The following is a 15,175-nucleotide window of genomic DNA, read 5'->3' on the forward strand; positions in this document are numbered from 1 at the left end:
ACGAGAGGATATAAAATATGAAGAAATACCTGTTAAAAAGGGTTTTCTATATGGCGTTGACGCTCTTTTTAGTAGCGACCATCACTTTCTTTTTGATGAAACTCATGCCCGGGACGCCATATTCAAACCAAGAAAAAATGTCACCCGAACAGATCGCGATCATGAACCAACAATACGGTCTAGATAAACCGATCTGGATGCAATATCTGCTCTACATTGGTGGAATGTTACATGGGGATCTAGGTACCTCATTTCAATTCAGTAACCAACCAGTGTCGTACTTGATCTCAAGTCGGATCGGGGCCTCAGCTCAATTAGGGATCCAAGCAATGATCTTTGGGGTCTTCTTTGGTGTTATCTTTGGTTCGATCGCTGCGATCAACCGTAACACTTGGGTCGATACTGGCGTTACGATCCTATCGATCATTGGTAAATCAGTCCCGAACTTCGTGTTGGCTGTTTTACTCCAATATTACATCGCTTTGAAACTCGGTTGGTTCCCAATCGCTGATTGGGGTGGCTTTGCCTATACAGTTTTACCAACGATCGCCTTAGGTGTGGGACCGTTGGCTGAAACATCTAGGTTTATGCGAACTGGGATGGTCGATGTGCTAAATTCCGACTATATCGAGCTTGCCAAGGCTAAAGGACTAAGCAAGTTCCAGATCGTTTACCATCACGCTTTACGTAACAGTTTGATCCCATTAGTAACTTTGATCGGACCATATACAGTTGCGTTGATGACAGGTTCGATGGTCATCGAAAATATCTTCTCGATCCCTGGTATCGGAGAGCAGTTCGTTAAATCGATCTTGACTAACGATTATCCAACTATCATGGGTGTTACAATGCTATATTCTGCGGGACTAGTGGCTGTTATCTTATTGACAGATATCATCTACGGCATCATCGATCCGCGGATCAGACTTGCTGGAAATGAGGGCTAAGCTTTATGGAAGAAAAGATGAAATTACAACCAAAAGATTTTCAAGCTTTAGAAGTAAAAGAAGAGCTTGATGCTGAAAAGATCGCTGCGCCTTCCTTGACATTCACCCAAGATGCTTGGCGCCGTTTAAAGAAGAATAAAGGCGCCGTTATCTCGCTTTTTATCGTCTTGATCATGATTGTCGTTTCCTTTGGGTCGACCCCATTTATCAACCGCGATACGTTAGTAAAATCGCAACCACAATATGCTAATTTACCGTCTAAGATCCCTGGGGTGAACATTAATGGCTTTAACGGTAAGGCTAAAGTTGGCGATGTTTGGGTCGATAAATATGCTCAAGCTGGTGTGGCAAAAGATAAATACTTTGTCATGGGAACTGATTATTTAGGCCGTTCTTTAGCACAACGTGTTGTTTATGGAACAAAGATCTCCTTGATCGTTGCTTTAGTTGCGACGTTCTTTGACTTAACGATCGGGGTCACATATGGGATCGTATCCGGTTGGAAGGGGGGCAGGACCGATAACGTGATGCAACGGATCATCGAAGTTATCTCTTCTATCCCAAGTTTAGTGATCGTTGTTTTGATGTTGTTGGTCTTTAAACCAGGTATCGGATCGATCATTTTAGCGATCGCGATCTCTAGTTGGACGACGATGGCACGGATGATCCGAGCTGAGACGCTCCAGTTAAAGAGCCAAGAGTATGTGTTAGCAGCGCGGACGTTGGGGCAATCTCCGACTAAGATCGCCTGGAAACACTTGGTACCAAACTTATCAAGTATCATCATCATCCAAACGATGTACACGATCCCAGCTGCGATCTTCTTTGAAGCTTTCTTAAGCTTTATCGGGATCGGGATCTCAGCCCCAGAAACTTCTCTTGGGGTATTATTGAATGAAGGACAAAAGAATTTCCAATTCTTACCATATCAGATGTGGTATCCAGCGATCGTCTTGTGTGTGTTGATGATCTCATTTAACTTGTTAGGTGACGGTCTGCGCGATGCATTTGATCCAAAAACTAGAAGGTAGGTTGTAGTATGGCTGAACGAATTTTAGATGTTAAAAACCTTAAAATCAATTTCCATACCTATGCGGGTGATGTTAAAGCCATTCGCGATGTGAGTTTTCATTTGAATAAAGGTGAAACGTTAGCCATCGTAGGTGAATCCGGTTCAGGTAAATCGGTCACAACTAAGAGTATTATGGGCTTGTTAGCAAGTAATGCCGAAGTAGTTGGTGGTTCGATCATGTTCCAAGGACAAGATCTTTTGAAGAAATCTGACAAAGAGATGCAAAAGATCCGTGGAAAAGATATCGCAATGATCTTCCAAGATCCGATGACTTCCCTTGATCCGACCATGAAGATCGGACGGCAAATTGCAGAACCTTTGATGGTCCATAAGAACATGGATAAGAAAAAAGCAATGGCACAAGCACTAGAGATCTTGAAATTAGTTGGGATCACCAATGCTGAAAAACGCTTCAATAACTATCCGCACCAATTCTCAGGTGGGCAACGGCAACGGATCGTGATCGCGATCGCTTTGGTATGTTATCCTGAGATCTTGATCGCTGACGAACCAACGACTGCTTTGGACGTAACGATCCAAGCTCAGATCTTGAACTTGATGAAAGAATTGCAAGAAAAGATCGAGACTTCGATCATCTTTATCACGCACGACTTAGGTGTTGTTGCTGGGATGGCTGATCGGGTCGCCGTAATGTATGCGGGACAGATCGTTGAATATGGGACTGTCGATGAGATCTTCTACAATCCAAAGCACCCATATACTTGGGGCTTGCTAAACTCGATGCCAACCCTTTCAAGTACTAAACTTGAAGCGATCCCAGGGACACCACCAGATCTCTTAGATCCGCCAAAGGGTGATCCATTTGCAGCCCGTAATCCGTATGCGATGCAGATCGACGCTCAAAAGCAACCACCATTCTTTAAGGTGTCAAATACGCATTATGCTGCGACTTGGCTTTTGCATCCAGATGCACCACAGATCGAGCCACCAGCAGAGATCATACGCCGAGCAAAGATCTGGCGTGAGATCCAAGAACAAGAAGAAGTTGCAAAAAATCGGCGTGCAGAAGCGATGAAGCATGCAGATGTTGAATAGACCAGGAGGAATTTAACATGCCAGAAAAACGCAAAAAATTGCTTGAAGTCAAGCACTTAAAACAATACTTCGGCGTGGGTAAACCTAGCATGGTCAAAGCCGTTGATGATGTTAGTTTCCACATTTTTGAAGGGGAAACGTTTGGCTTAGTTGGTGAATCGGGTTCAGGTAAGACCACGACTGGTCGAAGCGTGATCCATTTGTATGAACCAACAGACGGTCAGATCCTCTTTGACGGTAAAGATGTCAGCAAGTTGACCTCGCGTAAAGATCACCTTGAATTTTGCCGTGAAATGCAAATGATCTTTCAAGATCCATATGCTTCTTTGAATCCCCGGATGACAGTTGAAGATATCATCGCTGAAGGGCTTGATATCCATGGTCTAGCTAAAAATAAAGAAGAACGCCGGGCTAAAGTTGAAGAACTCTTAGAAACAGTTGGCTTGAACAAAGATCACGCTAGCCGTTATCCCCACGAATTCTCAGGTGGGCAACGGCAACGGATCGGGATCGCACGTGCTTTAGCGGTCGAACCGCGGTTTATCATCGCCGATGAACCGATCTCAGCGTTGGACGTTTCGATCCAAGCGCAGGTCGTCAACTTATTGAAGGAATTGCAAGAAGAAAAAGGTCTGACTTATCTTTTTATCGCGCATGACCTTTCCATGGTGAAGTACATTTCAGATCGGATCGGTGTTATGCATTATGGTCGTTTGCTGGAAGTGGGCCCGGCAGATGATGTGTATAACAAACCTTTGCATGATTACACAGCTAGTTTGATCTCAGCTGTACCTGAGCCAGATCCAGAATTTGAACGCAATCGTAAGCAAAAAGAATACGATGCTTCGATCGAAGATGATAAGAAAGGCAAGCCGCGCAAGTTACATGAGATCACGCCAGGACATTATGTTCGTTGTTCTGAAGATGAGATCGCAATGTATCAAGCTAAAGCTGCCAGTTACGAAAAATAAAAGTAAATAAAGCGGATCTTTCCATGATGGTTTTGCATCATGAGAAGATCCGCTTTATTTATTGGTGTTGCATATTGGTAAACACCCAGACAAGAATGCCGCGTGATATAAAATAGATACCCGAAAATGGGTGTCTATTTGGTTATTTTTCGATGTTTAAGACCCAAAAGAAGATCACAAAGACAAAGAATAAAACATACATCAAAGCTGGGACTTCTTTACCCTTACGCGCTGCGATCATCGTGATCGGGTAAGCGATGAACCCCAAGGCTAAGCCGTCTGAAATGCTGTAAGTAAGTGGCATCCCAGCGACGATCAAGAAGGCTGGGATCGCGATCTCAAGTTTAGTCCAAGTTACTTGCGCCATGCTTTGAGCCATCAAAACACCAACGATGATCAAAGCTGGAGCGGTAACTTGTGAAGTTGCCACTGTCAAAAGCGGTGAGAAGAATAGCCCTAAGATAAAGCAGATCCCAGTCGTAACAGCGGTCAGACCAGAACGCCCCCCAACTGCTATCCCAGCAGAAGATTCAACATAAGCCCCCACTGGAGAAGTTCCAAAAAGTGAACCAAAGAGCATGGCGGTCGAATCTGACATCAAAGCTTTCCCGACCCTAGGCATCTTGTTATTTTGTAAGAAGCCAGCTTGTTGCGCTAAGGCGATCAAAGTTCCAGCCGTATCAAAGAAGGTGACCAATAAGAAAGTGAGCACTACGACCCACATTTGCAGGGTATTGATATCTTTTAGATGTGATAGCGCAACTAAGAAAGTTTGATCCATGCTTGGTGCAGGTGCTACCAAAGCATGGGGCATTTGAATATTGCCCGTTGCGATACCAAAGATCGCAGAAAGGACCATCCCGATAAAGATAGCCCCGGGAACTCGCATAACCATTAGGATCGAAACGACGATCAAGCCAAAGATAGTGACCCAAGTTGAGCCAGAAAAGCTGCCTAAGCCAACGAGCGTAGATTTGTTAGCAACGATCAGCCCACCGCCCTGGAGGCCGATAAAGGCGATAAACAAGCCGATCCCAGCTGAGATCGCTGCTTTTAGATCAGCTGGAATGGCATCAATGATCAATTCACGTAATTTAAAAACAGTGATGAGTAAAAAGATCACCGAAGCCACAAAAACTCCTGCTAAAGTGGTTTGCCAGGGAATATTCATCCCGATACAAACTGAATAAGCAAAGAAGGCATTGATCCCAAGGCTTGGGGCGGTAGCGATCGGATACTTGGCTAAAAGCCCCATCAATAAACAACCGATCGCACTAGCTAGAGCCGTTGCGGTAAAGACCGCCCCTTTGTCCATACCAGAAGCGCCTAAGATCTCAGGATTGACGAATAAAATATATGCCATTGAGATGAAGGTCGTAAAACCAGCAAGGATCTCACGTTTTACGTTAGTTTTAAGACCAGTCAGATCAAAATAATTATCTAATGCAGTTTTCACTGAAAAATACCTCACAATACAAATTGATTTAAAGCAACGTTATCTAATATACCGTAATTACTAAAAAAAGCAAGATTTCATTTGTCTGCTACATATGTTAAAGCATCGTAAATTAAGCTATACTAGAACAAAGCATGAACTTTTGGGGGAAAAGCGATGGAACAAAGAATTATTGCCTTAGGTCTAAGAATTCGCAAATGGTCTTTTTTTAGAATAATTCAGCGCACGTTTGCAGTGTTATTTCCATTTATTCTATTGGGAAGCTTTGCACAAGTGATCGAATTTTCTTTACTGCATCCCGATGGCTATCTAGGAAATCTGATCTTGATCGATAAATGGTTACCGCATTATCGAGCAGCTAATCAGTTGTTTGGCAGTGTTTATATGCTGACTGCTGGTGTGATCGCTTTGTTGGCTGCGGGAACTTCAGCGAAGTATACTGCTCGCTTTTTTAAGCGTGACGAACAATTAGCCAGCCTGACTGGATTTTTAGTCTTTTTAGCTATCTGTTATCAGCGATCGTTGGGAAATAGCAGTCAGTTCAACTTTCGCCTCGATTTGTTGGGTTTTTCCGGGTTGATTTTGGGGTTAGCAGTCGGTTATGGTGTGGGACTGGTGTTTAAATATTTGAGTAAACAAGCAAATAAAAAGGCAGAACATGGGCAAGAACTGTTAGCCCGCTCATTTAAAAGTCTATTACCATTGACTGTGGCCCTATTATTTGCGGTGGTTTGCAATATTTTATTAGGCCTTTTGTTCAAATATCAGATCTTTGAAGGCGCTGGTAGTTGGCTTCAGAGTCAAGCGACTAAGCAAAGTGGTTTTTGGGCGGTAATGTTTTTTGCTAGTATAACTCTATTGCTGTCTTGGTTAGGACTTAGTGGCCCGTACACTAACAATACCTTTGATAGTGACCAAAGTGCGCTCAAAAATTTGAGTTATGCTTTGAGTCATAATGAGCTAGCGAAAGTACCTGAGAAGTTCAATGCTAATACGCTATATTTTAGTTATGGTGCTTTAGGTGGAACGGGGGCAACTTTGGGATTGATCTTAGCGATATTTCTGGTGGCTAAACGTCAAAATACGCGTAAACTAGCTAGTTGGACCGTTTTACCGAGCATGTTCAATACTAATGCAGCGTTTATGATCGGGCTACCACTACTGTTCAATCCGTTTTATCTGTTACCATTTTTAGTTATTCCACTATTTAATATGGTAATTGGAGCTTTAGCGTTATTGAGTGGTTTAGTTCCACCAGCAGTCTATCCGGTTTTGATGACAACACCAGGTGTTTTATACGCTTTTATCGGGACGAATGGTTCTTGGGGCGTCTTGATCTTTACTTTTGGATTGTTACTTTGTGATATATTACTATATCTACCTTTTGTCAGATTTGCAGAGAAGATCGCAGGGGCTTTGGATAATGAACGTAAGAGAGCAGGTGAAGTAGATGCAGATCAATAAGCGTGGTATGGGGATGACCTTACTGATATTTTTGATCCTTTTGGGGCTAGCGATCCCCTCATTTATTTGGACGCGGCAAAATGTTAAAGATCTGGCACGGTGGCATAATTCGCGTCTTTCACCTGTGATCATGATCCCAGGAAGTTCGGCTACCGAAAATCGGTTTGACGCCCTGATCAAAAAGATCAATAGTCGAAGCCAAAAAAAGCACAGTTTGTTGAAAGTCAAAGTCTATAACGATGGCACGATTAAGTATTCAGGCAAGATCAATGCCAAAGATAATGAGCCATTTATCGTAGTCGGTTTTGAGAATAATAAAGATGGTTACAGCAATATCTTAAAGCAGGCCAAAATGTTTGATAAAGCTTTTGAGCAGTTGAGTGAGCAATATGAGTTCAATAACTTCAAAGCGTTTGGGCATTCAAATGGTGGCTTGATCTATACAGCCTTTTTAGAAAATTACCTGCCTAATTATGATATTCAAGCCAAGGTCTTGATGACAGTCGGAACGCCATATAACTTCTCGGAAACTTCGCTACAACGAAAAACGCAAATGTTAGCGGATTTTATCAAGAATCGTAAGAAGCTCCCGAGCGATCTTTTAGTCTATGTAGTCGCGGGAACGGAGACTTATGACTCTGATGGGTTAGTTCCCGAGCGAAGTGTTGAAGCGGGTAAATACATCTATCAAGGGGTCGTGAAGCATTTTACTCAGATCACAGTGACTGGTAAAGATGCCCAGCATTCTGACTTACCCCAAAATGATCAGATCGTCGAGTTGATCAATCGTTATGTTTTGGAACAAGATCAAACTCAAAAGACTAGGAAGTTAAAAGAAAACAGTTAGCACAAAATATAGTATAATTAAATTAGGAATTTTTATTTTGGAGGAAAAAACATGGCCAAAAAACGCCAGCTTGATGCAAAAAGGATCGTAGTTAAAGTGGGGACGAGCACTTTGATCCACCCCAACGGTAAAGTCAATTTCCATGCTATTGACCAATTGTGTTACGTCTTGACCGGTCTTGTCAATGATGGTAAACAAGTCGTCTTAGTCTCTTCTGGGGCGATCGGTGTCGGTATGGGACAAGTGGGCTTACACGAACGACCCGAATCGATCCCAGCTCAACAGGCGTTAGCAGCGATCGGACAAAGTGGTTTGATGTCAGTGTATCAACAACGCTTCTCACTTTACGGTCAACGGATCGGACAGATCTTGTTAACGCATGACGTTTTAGAATACCCTTTGAGTCGCCAAAATGCTTTGAATACGTTCAATAGCTTATTGGAGTGGGGTGTGATCCCGATCGTTAATGAAAATGATACGGTTGCTGTCGATGAGATGGATCATCATACTAAGTTTGGTGATAACGACCAACTGTCAGCGATCGTGTCTTCGATCGTGGATGCTGATCTTTTGGTGATGTTATCTGATATTGATGGTTTCTTCGATAAGAATCCGCACAAATATGCCGATGCTAAACTCTTTGAGCGGATCACAAAGATCGATGAGACAACTTTAGAAGCGGCTGGTGGCAAAGGTTCTAAATTTGGAACTGGTGGAATGATGACCAAGTTGAAAGCAGCCAAAAGAATGCTTGAAAATGACAAGATGATGATCTTAGCTAACGGACAAGATCCAGCGATCATTTTTGAGCTTATCAAAGGCGAGCCTTTAGGGACGCTATTTGTAAAGGAGGAAAAATAATGGCACTTGATTTGGAAAAAATGGGCATTGCCGCAAGAAATGCGGCCTTTAAATTAGCACAGATGAGCACCGAACAAAAAAATATGATCTTAAAAGCAATGGCGCAAGCTTTAGTGGATAATGCAGCAACGATCATTACAGCTAACCAGGTCGATCTAGCCAAAGCAACTGAGATGAAGGCTAGCTTTGTCGATCGTTTGACTTTAGATGAAGCGCGGATCAAAGATATTGCTGAGGGCTTAAAGCAAGTCGCAGCTTTGCCCGATCCGATCGGAAATATCGATAAGGGTTGGATCAATCAAAATGGACTTCAGATCGTGCAACGGAGAGTTCCTTTAGGTGTTGTGGGAATGATCTATGAGGCGCGACCAAATGTGACGGTCGATGCAGCTGGCTTGTGCTTTAAAGCTGGGAATGCGGTGATCTTGCGTGGAGGTAAGGAAGCTTTAGCGACAAACATCAAATTAACTGAAGTATTACAACAGGTCCTAATTGAAAATGATATCGCTAAAGAAGCGATCCAGATCATCACAGAAACCTCGCATAAAACTGCTGAAAAGTTTATGCAACTAAATGGCTATTTAGATGTCTTGATCCCACGTGGCTCGGCGCGTTTGATCCAAACCGTCGTTCAAAAAGCAACTGTGCCAGTGATCGAAACGGGAGCGGGCAATTGTCATGTTTATGTAGATAGTCAAGCAGACCTAGCGATGGCTGAAAAAATCGTAGTCAACGCTAAGTGTCAACGGCCATCTGTATGCAATGCGGCTGAGACTTTAGTTGTCCATGCCGATGTGGCAGAAGAGTTCTTACCTAAGCTCGCAGATACTTTGGCTAAGTACAATGTCGAGTTACGTGGGGATGCGCGCACTTGTGAGATCTTGGGGGATGCAGCCATTCCAGCAAGTGAACGCGACTGGGATACAGAGTATAATGACTATATTTTAGCGGTAAAAGTCGTTGATACTTTGACAGAAGCGATCGTGCATATCAACGCGCACAATACAAAGCATTCAGAAGCGATCGTGACTGATAGCTATGCAAATGGGCAACGATTTGTAAATGAAGTTGATGCTTCAAGTGTTTATATCAATGCATCAACGCGTTTTACCGATGGGTTTGTCTTTGGCTTTGGAGCTGAGATCGGCATCTCGACGCAAAAATTACATGCGCGTGGACCGATGGGCTTAGAAGCTTTAACAACAACCAAGTACGTGATCAGTGGACAAGGACAAATAAGATAGAGGTTTAGCGCCAAAATAAAGCCAGCCTATATTTTGCATTGTGGTAGGGGCTGGCTTATTTGCTAGTTTCAGGTGTGTGTTTGTATTTCGCTTGCAAAAGTGTTATAGTACGTTTTAATTACCAAAAGTAAGCAGGTGGAGTGGATGAAAATTACTAATGAAACGCTAGCAACGCAATTGAACCATCGAAGTATTCGAGCTTTTGCAAAAAAACCGATCGCTAAAGAACAACTGACCGCGATCTATGAAGCGGCAAGACATACATCGACTAGCCAATTTCTACAACAGTTCAGTATTTTACGGATCACCGATGAAGCAAAGCGCAAGGCGATAAGTGAGATCGCCAAACAAGATTATGTTGGAGGAAATGGTGAGTTGTTGATCTTTTTAGCTGATCTAAATCGTAATGCTAAGATCAGACAGCACTTGGGCCAAGATATTGCTCGTTTACAGACGGCTGATCTCTTTTTTCAAGCAGTCAATGACACGGTTTTAGCCGTACAAAATGCGCTGTTAGCCGCCGAAAGTATGGGCTTAGGTGGAGTCGTTTTAGGCAGCATCAATAACGAACCTAAAAAACTAGTTACAGTGCTAGAGTTGCCCCAATTGACCTATCCGATATTAGGACTCCAGCTAGGTCATCCGGCTCAAAGTCCCCAATTAAAGCCACGTTTGCCCCTAGAATTTACAGTCTTTGATGACAAATATCCCGCTGATTTTTCCTTGGCTGAGTTTAAAGACTACGATAAATTAGTCCATCAATACTATGATCTTCGTGACACTGACCGGCGAGTGGATGAATTTACTACTCAGATCGGCTCAAAAAAATTGGCAGCCCACAAGAGTTCGCGTGATGAGATAATGGCTGCGATCCAGGACCAAGGATTGTGTCTAGACTAAAAAGATAAGTGTTTTGGATTTGATTTAAGAATAATTTTGTTATAATAGGCTTAAGAAGTGTGAGCCAAGTAAAGACCCGATGACCCGCGCGTCATTTGGGCTTTTTTTAGCTTATTGGATAAGGAAGTTGATCGATGGAATGGCAGAAGTATTTAGCTAGGTTACGATATTATGATCGAATGTGTGGTAATTTGCCTACGGTCCACCAAAAGATCGCTCAAGTTCAAGCTGTAGTCAAAGCCTATAGTAGACATGAGATACCACAAGAAGTGCCAAAATTGAGTTTTTCAGCTCACTATCTTGAATTACATATGACTAAACATCCCGAGTTGTTTGAACTAGTCAGTTGCTTAAATGATTTACGCCAAGTACTGATCGAAAATTTTGGGATCTGGCATATTTTTTCACAGGCATGGTTAGCGAGTTTTAAACAGCAATTAAAACCTGGGAAAACTTTAGTGGTAATGTGTGGCAATGCTGCTTTAGCCGCTAATCTCCCCAATGTGATCGCAGTCGATGACTTTGATTGGCAAGCGCAAGATAACACGCGTCCGCACCCGTGGTGTGATGTCAAACGAGCCGATGCCTTGGTAGCGGTCCAAAAATATTATCAGCAGGTAGATAACATTATTTTAGAGTGGGCCCCAGAAACAACTTGCGATCGTGCGATCTTGGACTTTTTACGTGCGCAAAAGTGGCCTGGTGATCTTATCGTGATTGGTGAAGCTAAGGGGGCGACAAATTCACCACAATTTTGGCAAACTGCTAAGTTGGGTCGCCCACCAGCGGTGAATGCTTTACATCGGCCGTTTGACTTTATCCATGACCAAGTATTTTGGGTAAAATAGTCGTAATTTTTACGAATTTCTTTAGGTATATTTAGCAAAGTATTTGGTAAAATAAAAATAGAATTAAGTTTTCTTTAGGGGGACTAGACATTATGAAGATTTTAATTGTCGATGACGATAAAGATATCGTTGAATTATTGAGTATATATGTTAAAAATGAGGGCTATGATGTCGAAAAAGCCTACAATGGTAAAGAAGCGATCACAAAGATCAATACTAACCCAGATATCGATCTGATGATCTTAGATGTGATGATGCCACAATTAGATGGGATGGCAGTTGTGCGTACGGTTCGAAAAGACAGCCAGATCCCGATCTTGATGTTATCGGCTAAAACAGACGATCTTGATAAGATCCAAGGTCTAGTTCAAGGGGCCGATGATTATGTGACAAAGCCGTTTAATCCTTTGGAAGTTATGGCACGCGTCAAATCATTATTGCGCCGTTCACAACATGAAGTGAAAAATAACGAACCTGATCAGATCGAGGTAGGCTCGTTGATCATCAAAAAGGATTCCCATGAAGTCGAAACGGTCAACGGTAAGGAGATCTCATTGACGGCCTTAGAATTTGGGATCTTATATCTCTTGGCTAGTCATCCTAACCGTGTTTTTTCAGCGGATGAGATCTTTGAACGCGTTTGGCAACAAGAGTCCGTTGTTTCAGCTAAAACAGTTATGGTCCATGTGAGTCACTTACGCGATAAGATCGAAGAAGCCACTGGTGGCGAAAAAGTTATCCAAACGGTTTGGGGCGTAGGTTATAAGATCGAATCACGTTAAGTAAGTTGATGAGGTGAGCGGATGAAATTTTCACTGACGGCGCGGGAAAAAAGTGAGCTCTTTGGTGAAGGGGTAGTAACGGTCATCTTGTTATTGTTGCTCAACATGTCGATCTTTATGATCGTTAACCAGGAGATTTCAAATAACCCGGGTTTACAAAACGGGATCTTTCAGATCAAGATGTCGCTCTTTTTAGGCCCGACTGATCTCCAGATCTGGAGCTGGGGTGGTTTATTCACCTTGATGATGATCATTGCCGATTGTGGGATCGTTTATTGGCGTTTGATGCGCCGTTACCGCCAGATGCAGTTGCGTCACGTTATTTCCGAGTTGCACTATATCGCTTCAGGTCATTTTGATCATCGGATACCATTTAAGTTAAGTGGTCAGATGCAAAGAGTCGTTGAAAGTGTCAATTCATTAGTTGATAGTACGATCAACGCCATGGAAGAAGAGCGCCGGATCGAACGTTCAAAAGATGAGTTAGTGACAAATGTTAGTCACGACATCAGGACACCACTGACATCGATCATTGGCTATTTAGGCCTGATCGAAAATAAACAATACAATAATGATGAAGAATTATTGCAATATACCCATACAGCTTTCTTGAAAGCTAATCAGATGAAATCCTTAGTCGATGACCTGTTTGAATATACTAAGGTCAGACAAGCAGGAGTAACGTTAAATATTGTACCGTTGGACATCGGTGCGATGTTAGAACAAATCGCAGCTAGTTATGAACTGGAGGCTAATAAAAAAGGAATGGCGATCCATGTAGAGGTTCCAGCCGAATCGTTGGTGATCGAAGCTGATGGTGAAAAATTAGCCCGGGTCTTCAATAATTTAGTGTCTAATGCTTTGAAATATGGAGCCGGCGGTAAGAATATCTATCTTAAAGCTATGTTGGTGAGTGAAAAAGAACTCAAAGTAACGATCGCTAATGATGGTGAACCGATCCCGCAAAAATCATTAGAACAGGTCTTTGATCGGTTCTATCGGGCTGAAAGTTCGCGCTCGCGTGAAACTGGGGGCTCAGGTCTTGGTTTGGCGATCGCCCAAGGTATCGTTGAAAGACACCATGGTTATATTTATGTAACTTCAGATGCCGAATTGACAGAATTTATCATGCATTTTCCGGTCAAGCACGCTGACAGTTTAGTGCGCTAGTAGCTAGATAATATGTTAGACCAGTTTTGAGGTGTTTGGGGCTTCAAAACTGGTTTAGTATTGTAAGCAAAAAGGACATGTTTCTTATTGATTAGTTTTGATATTTTGGGTATTCTTATAGATGAGATTAAGTGAGAGGAACTTAGAAAGATGACGTTTTTAAAATCTTTACAAAAAGTAGTCACAGCTCTAGCCACAGCTGTGATCGTATTTTCTGTGGTCAGTTTTAGTGGATCTGGAGTAGCAACTGCCAAAGCTGATACGGCTTTGCCCGCTGATACTGACAGTTCATTGCAGCTTGACGCTAAAGCTGCGATCGCGGTCGATGCTAATACAGGCCAAATTTTATATGCCAAAAACGCTGATCAAGCTTTACCAGTAGCTTCTATGTCAAAATTGATGACCGCCTACATGGTATTGCAAGCGATCGATAACGGCAAACTTAAGTGGGATCAAAAAGTGACTCCAGGTAAGGCTGCTCAAGAAGTCAGTCAAGATACTACGCTTTCCAATGTCCCATTAAAGGAAGGTCATAGCTATACCGTGCGGGAATTATACCAAGCGACTTTGATCTATTCAGCTAATGGGGCTGCGATGGCTTTAGCTGATGCTGTGGGGGGAACTCAAAAGAACTTTATCGATCTAGCGCGGAAAGAAGCTAAAAAGATGGGCTTAAAAGATGTCGAACTTTATACAGCTAATGGTTTAGCTAACGGTGAAGTTAAGGATGGTAAGTATCCTGGGGCTGCTGATGATGCGGAAAATAAATTCTCCGCTAAAGATATGGCGCTCTTGAGCCAACGTTTGATCAAGGACTATCCTGAAGTGCTAAAGACAACTAAGATCACCCGGATGAAATTTAATAACGGGACTGATCAAACTGAAATGGAAAACTGGAACTGGATGTTACCTGGTTTGGCTAAGGCTTATAGTGAACTACCAGTTGACGGTTTGAAAACAGGTACATCTGATTCAGCTGGGGCATGCTTTGCTGCAACGGTCAATAAAGATGGTCATCGTTTGATCACGATCGTCTTGGGAGCTAAACATGATAGCCAAGAGGACCTTTCACGATTTGAAGAAACGCAAAAATTAATGTCATATTGCTACAACAACTATACTTATGCTTCTTTGGCTAAAGGGACAACTTTTAAAAAGACCAATGCTTTACCGGTTTATCATGGTAAAGAGCTAGATGTTAAAGTTTCTTTGGCAACTAAGACAGATGTTTGGTTGAAGAGTGGTGTTTCTAAGGACCAATTGAGTGCTAAAGCTGTTGGTAACAAGAAATTATACAAAAAAGATGGTTTACAAGCTCCGTTGAAGAAGGGTCAAAAGGTTGGTACTTTACAGATCAAAGCTAAAGATCAACCAATGTACTTCTTGGATGGAACAGACTACTTGAGTGCTGATGCTCAAACAACTACTGAAGTTAAGAAGGCTAATATCTTTGTGATCGGCTGGCGTGCGATCACGAGCTTATTCTAAACTAATGCCTATTTAACGACTACTGGGATCAAGTGATCGCAGTAGTCGTTTTTTTGTACATTTTGAGAT

Annotated in this window: 14 protein-coding genes; 13 read left to right on the plus strand and 1 reads right to left on the minus strand. The window is 42.5% G+C overall.

Features of this window, described 5'->3' with window-relative positions; all coding sequences use genetic code 11:
* The first annotated feature begins 17 nt into the window (after positions 1-17).
* From opp3b to CPS94_RS10120, 4 genes are read left to right on the plus strand one after another with little or no spacing between them, the layout of a single operon-like run.
* Positions 18-947: an oligopeptide ABC transporter permease gene (gene opp3b, locus CPS94_RS10105; protein WP_112194153.1), complete on the plus strand. Its 930-nt coding sequence runs from the start codon at positions 18-20 to the stop codon at positions 945-947.
* 5 nt (positions 948-952) lie between these two features.
* Positions 953-1,978 (plus strand): ABC transporter permease, encoded by a 1,026-nt coding sequence (locus CPS94_RS10110; RefSeq protein ID WP_004050816.1) that lies wholly within the window; start codon positions 953-955, stop codon positions 1,976-1,978.
* 8 nt (positions 1,979-1,986) lie between these two features.
* The gene (locus CPS94_RS10115; RefSeq protein ID WP_004050815.1) at positions 1,987-3,075 is read left to right on the plus strand and encodes an ABC transporter ATP-binding protein; all 1,089 of its coding nucleotides are present in this window, start codon (positions 1,987-1,989) and stop codon (positions 3,073-3,075) included.
* Positions 3,076-3,092: 17 nt separating this feature from the next.
* Positions 3,093-4,046: an ABC transporter ATP-binding protein gene (locus tag CPS94_RS10120; RefSeq protein ID WP_112194155.1), complete on the plus strand. Its 954-nt coding sequence runs from the start codon at positions 3,093-3,095 to the stop codon at positions 4,044-4,046.
* A 142-nt stretch (positions 4,047-4,188) separates the two neighbouring features.
* Here the strand turns inward: CPS94_RS10120 and CPS94_RS10125 are convergent, their stop codons facing one another.
* On the minus strand, positions 4,189-5,502 hold the full coding sequence (locus tag CPS94_RS10125; protein ID WP_112194157.1) for an NCS2 family permease: 1,314 nt from the start codon (positions 5,500-5,502) through the stop codon (positions 4,189-4,191).
* A 156-nt stretch (positions 5,503-5,658) separates the two neighbouring features.
* On the opposite strand from CPS94_RS10125, the gene CPS94_RS10130 reads away from it, so the two are divergent.
* From CPS94_RS10130 to CPS94_RS10170, 9 genes are all read left to right on the plus strand, one after another.
* Complete coding sequence (locus CPS94_RS10130) at positions 5,659-6,966, plus strand: PTS transporter subunit EIIC (protein ID WP_112194159.1); 1,308 nt, start codon at positions 5,659-5,661, stop codon at positions 6,964-6,966.
* Positions 6,953-7,813, plus strand: coding sequence for an alpha/beta hydrolase (locus tag CPS94_RS10135; RefSeq protein ID WP_112194161.1), 861 nt, complete (start codon positions 6,953-6,955; stop codon positions 7,811-7,813). The genes CPS94_RS10130 and CPS94_RS10135 overlap by 14 nt, the downstream gene beginning before the upstream one ends.
* Before the next feature lie 51 nt (positions 7,814-7,864).
* Positions 7,865-8,674, plus strand: a complete 810-nt coding sequence (gene proB, locus CPS94_RS10140) for a glutamate 5-kinase (protein WP_112194163.1) — start codon at positions 7,865-7,867, stop codon at positions 8,672-8,674.
* Entirely contained in the window at positions 8,674-9,918 is a 1,245-nt protein-coding gene (locus CPS94_RS10145; RefSeq protein ID WP_112194165.1) for a glutamate-5-semialdehyde dehydrogenase, read from the plus strand. The genes proB and CPS94_RS10145 overlap by 1 nt, the downstream gene beginning before the upstream one ends.
* A gap of 144 nt (positions 9,919-10,062) precedes the next feature.
* On the plus strand, positions 10,063-10,818 hold the full coding sequence (locus CPS94_RS10150; protein ID WP_112194174.1) for an NADPH-dependent oxidoreductase: 756 nt from the start codon (positions 10,063-10,065) through the stop codon (positions 10,816-10,818).
* 134 nt (positions 10,819-10,952) lie between these two features.
* Positions 10,953-11,666, plus strand: a complete 714-nt coding sequence (locus CPS94_RS10155) for a hypothetical protein (RefSeq protein ID WP_112194175.1) — start codon at positions 10,953-10,955, stop codon at positions 11,664-11,666.
* Between the two features lie 92 nt (positions 11,667-11,758).
* Positions 11,759-12,448: a response regulator transcription factor gene (locus CPS94_RS10160; protein ID WP_112194177.1), complete on the plus strand. Its 690-nt coding sequence runs from the start codon at positions 11,759-11,761 to the stop codon at positions 12,446-12,448.
* A 21-nt stretch (positions 12,449-12,469) separates the two neighbouring features.
* Positions 12,470-13,618 (plus strand): sensor histidine kinase, encoded by a 1,149-nt coding sequence (locus tag CPS94_RS10165; RefSeq protein ID WP_112194179.1) that lies wholly within the window; start codon positions 12,470-12,472, stop codon positions 13,616-13,618.
* A gap of 150 nt (positions 13,619-13,768) precedes the next feature.
* Positions 13,769-15,106, plus strand: a complete 1,338-nt coding sequence (locus CPS94_RS10170; RefSeq protein ID WP_112194181.1) for a serine hydrolase — start codon at positions 13,769-13,771, stop codon at positions 15,104-15,106.
* Positions 15,107-15,175: the final 69 nt, after the last annotated feature.

It is taken from the genome of Ligilactobacillus murinus (genome assembly GCF_003288115.1).
Lineage (GTDB): Bacteria > Bacillota > Bacilli > Lactobacillales > Lactobacillaceae > Ligilactobacillus > Ligilactobacillus murinus.

Bases quoted from the DNA above. Each gene is read 5' to 3' on its own strand.
- opp3b (WP_112194153.1), top strand. From the start codon at position 18: ATGAAGAAATACCTGTTAAAAAGGGTTTTCTATATGGCGTTGACGCTC.
- CPS94_RS10110 (WP_004050816.1), top strand. From the start codon at position 953: ATGGAAGAAAAGATGAAATTACAACCAAAAGATTTTCAAGCTTTAGAA.
- CPS94_RS10115 (WP_004050815.1), top strand. From the start codon at position 1,987: ATGGCTGAACGAATTTTAGATGTTAAAAACCTTAAAATCAATTTCCAT.
- CPS94_RS10120 (WP_112194155.1), top strand. From the start codon at position 3,093: ATGCCAGAAAAACGCAAAAAATTGCTTGAAGTCAAGCACTTAAAACAA.
- CPS94_RS10130 (WP_112194159.1), top strand. From the start codon at position 5,659: ATGGAACAAAGAATTATTGCCTTAGGTCTAAGAATTCGCAAATGGTCT.
- CPS94_RS10135 (WP_112194161.1), top strand. From the start codon at position 6,953: ATGCAGATCAATAAGCGTGGTATGGGGATGACCTTACTGATATTTTTG.
- proB (WP_112194163.1), top strand. From the start codon at position 7,865: ATGGCCAAAAAACGCCAGCTTGATGCAAAAAGGATCGTAGTTAAAGTG.
- CPS94_RS10145 (WP_112194165.1), top strand. From the start codon at position 8,674: ATGGCACTTGATTTGGAAAAAATGGGCATTGCCGCAAGAAATGCGGCC.
- CPS94_RS10150 (WP_112194174.1), top strand. From the start codon at position 10,063: ATGAAAATTACTAATGAAACGCTAGCAACGCAATTGAACCATCGAAGT.
- CPS94_RS10155 (WP_112194175.1), top strand. From the start codon at position 10,953: ATGGAATGGCAGAAGTATTTAGCTAGGTTACGATATTATGATCGAATG.
- CPS94_RS10160 (WP_112194177.1), top strand. From the start codon at position 11,759: ATGAAGATTTTAATTGTCGATGACGATAAAGATATCGTTGAATTATTG.
- CPS94_RS10165 (WP_112194179.1), top strand. From the start codon at position 12,470: ATGAAATTTTCACTGACGGCGCGGGAAAAAAGTGAGCTCTTTGGTGAA.
- CPS94_RS10170 (WP_112194181.1), top strand. From the start codon at position 13,769: ATGACGTTTTTAAAATCTTTACAAAAAGTAGTCACAGCTCTAGCCACA.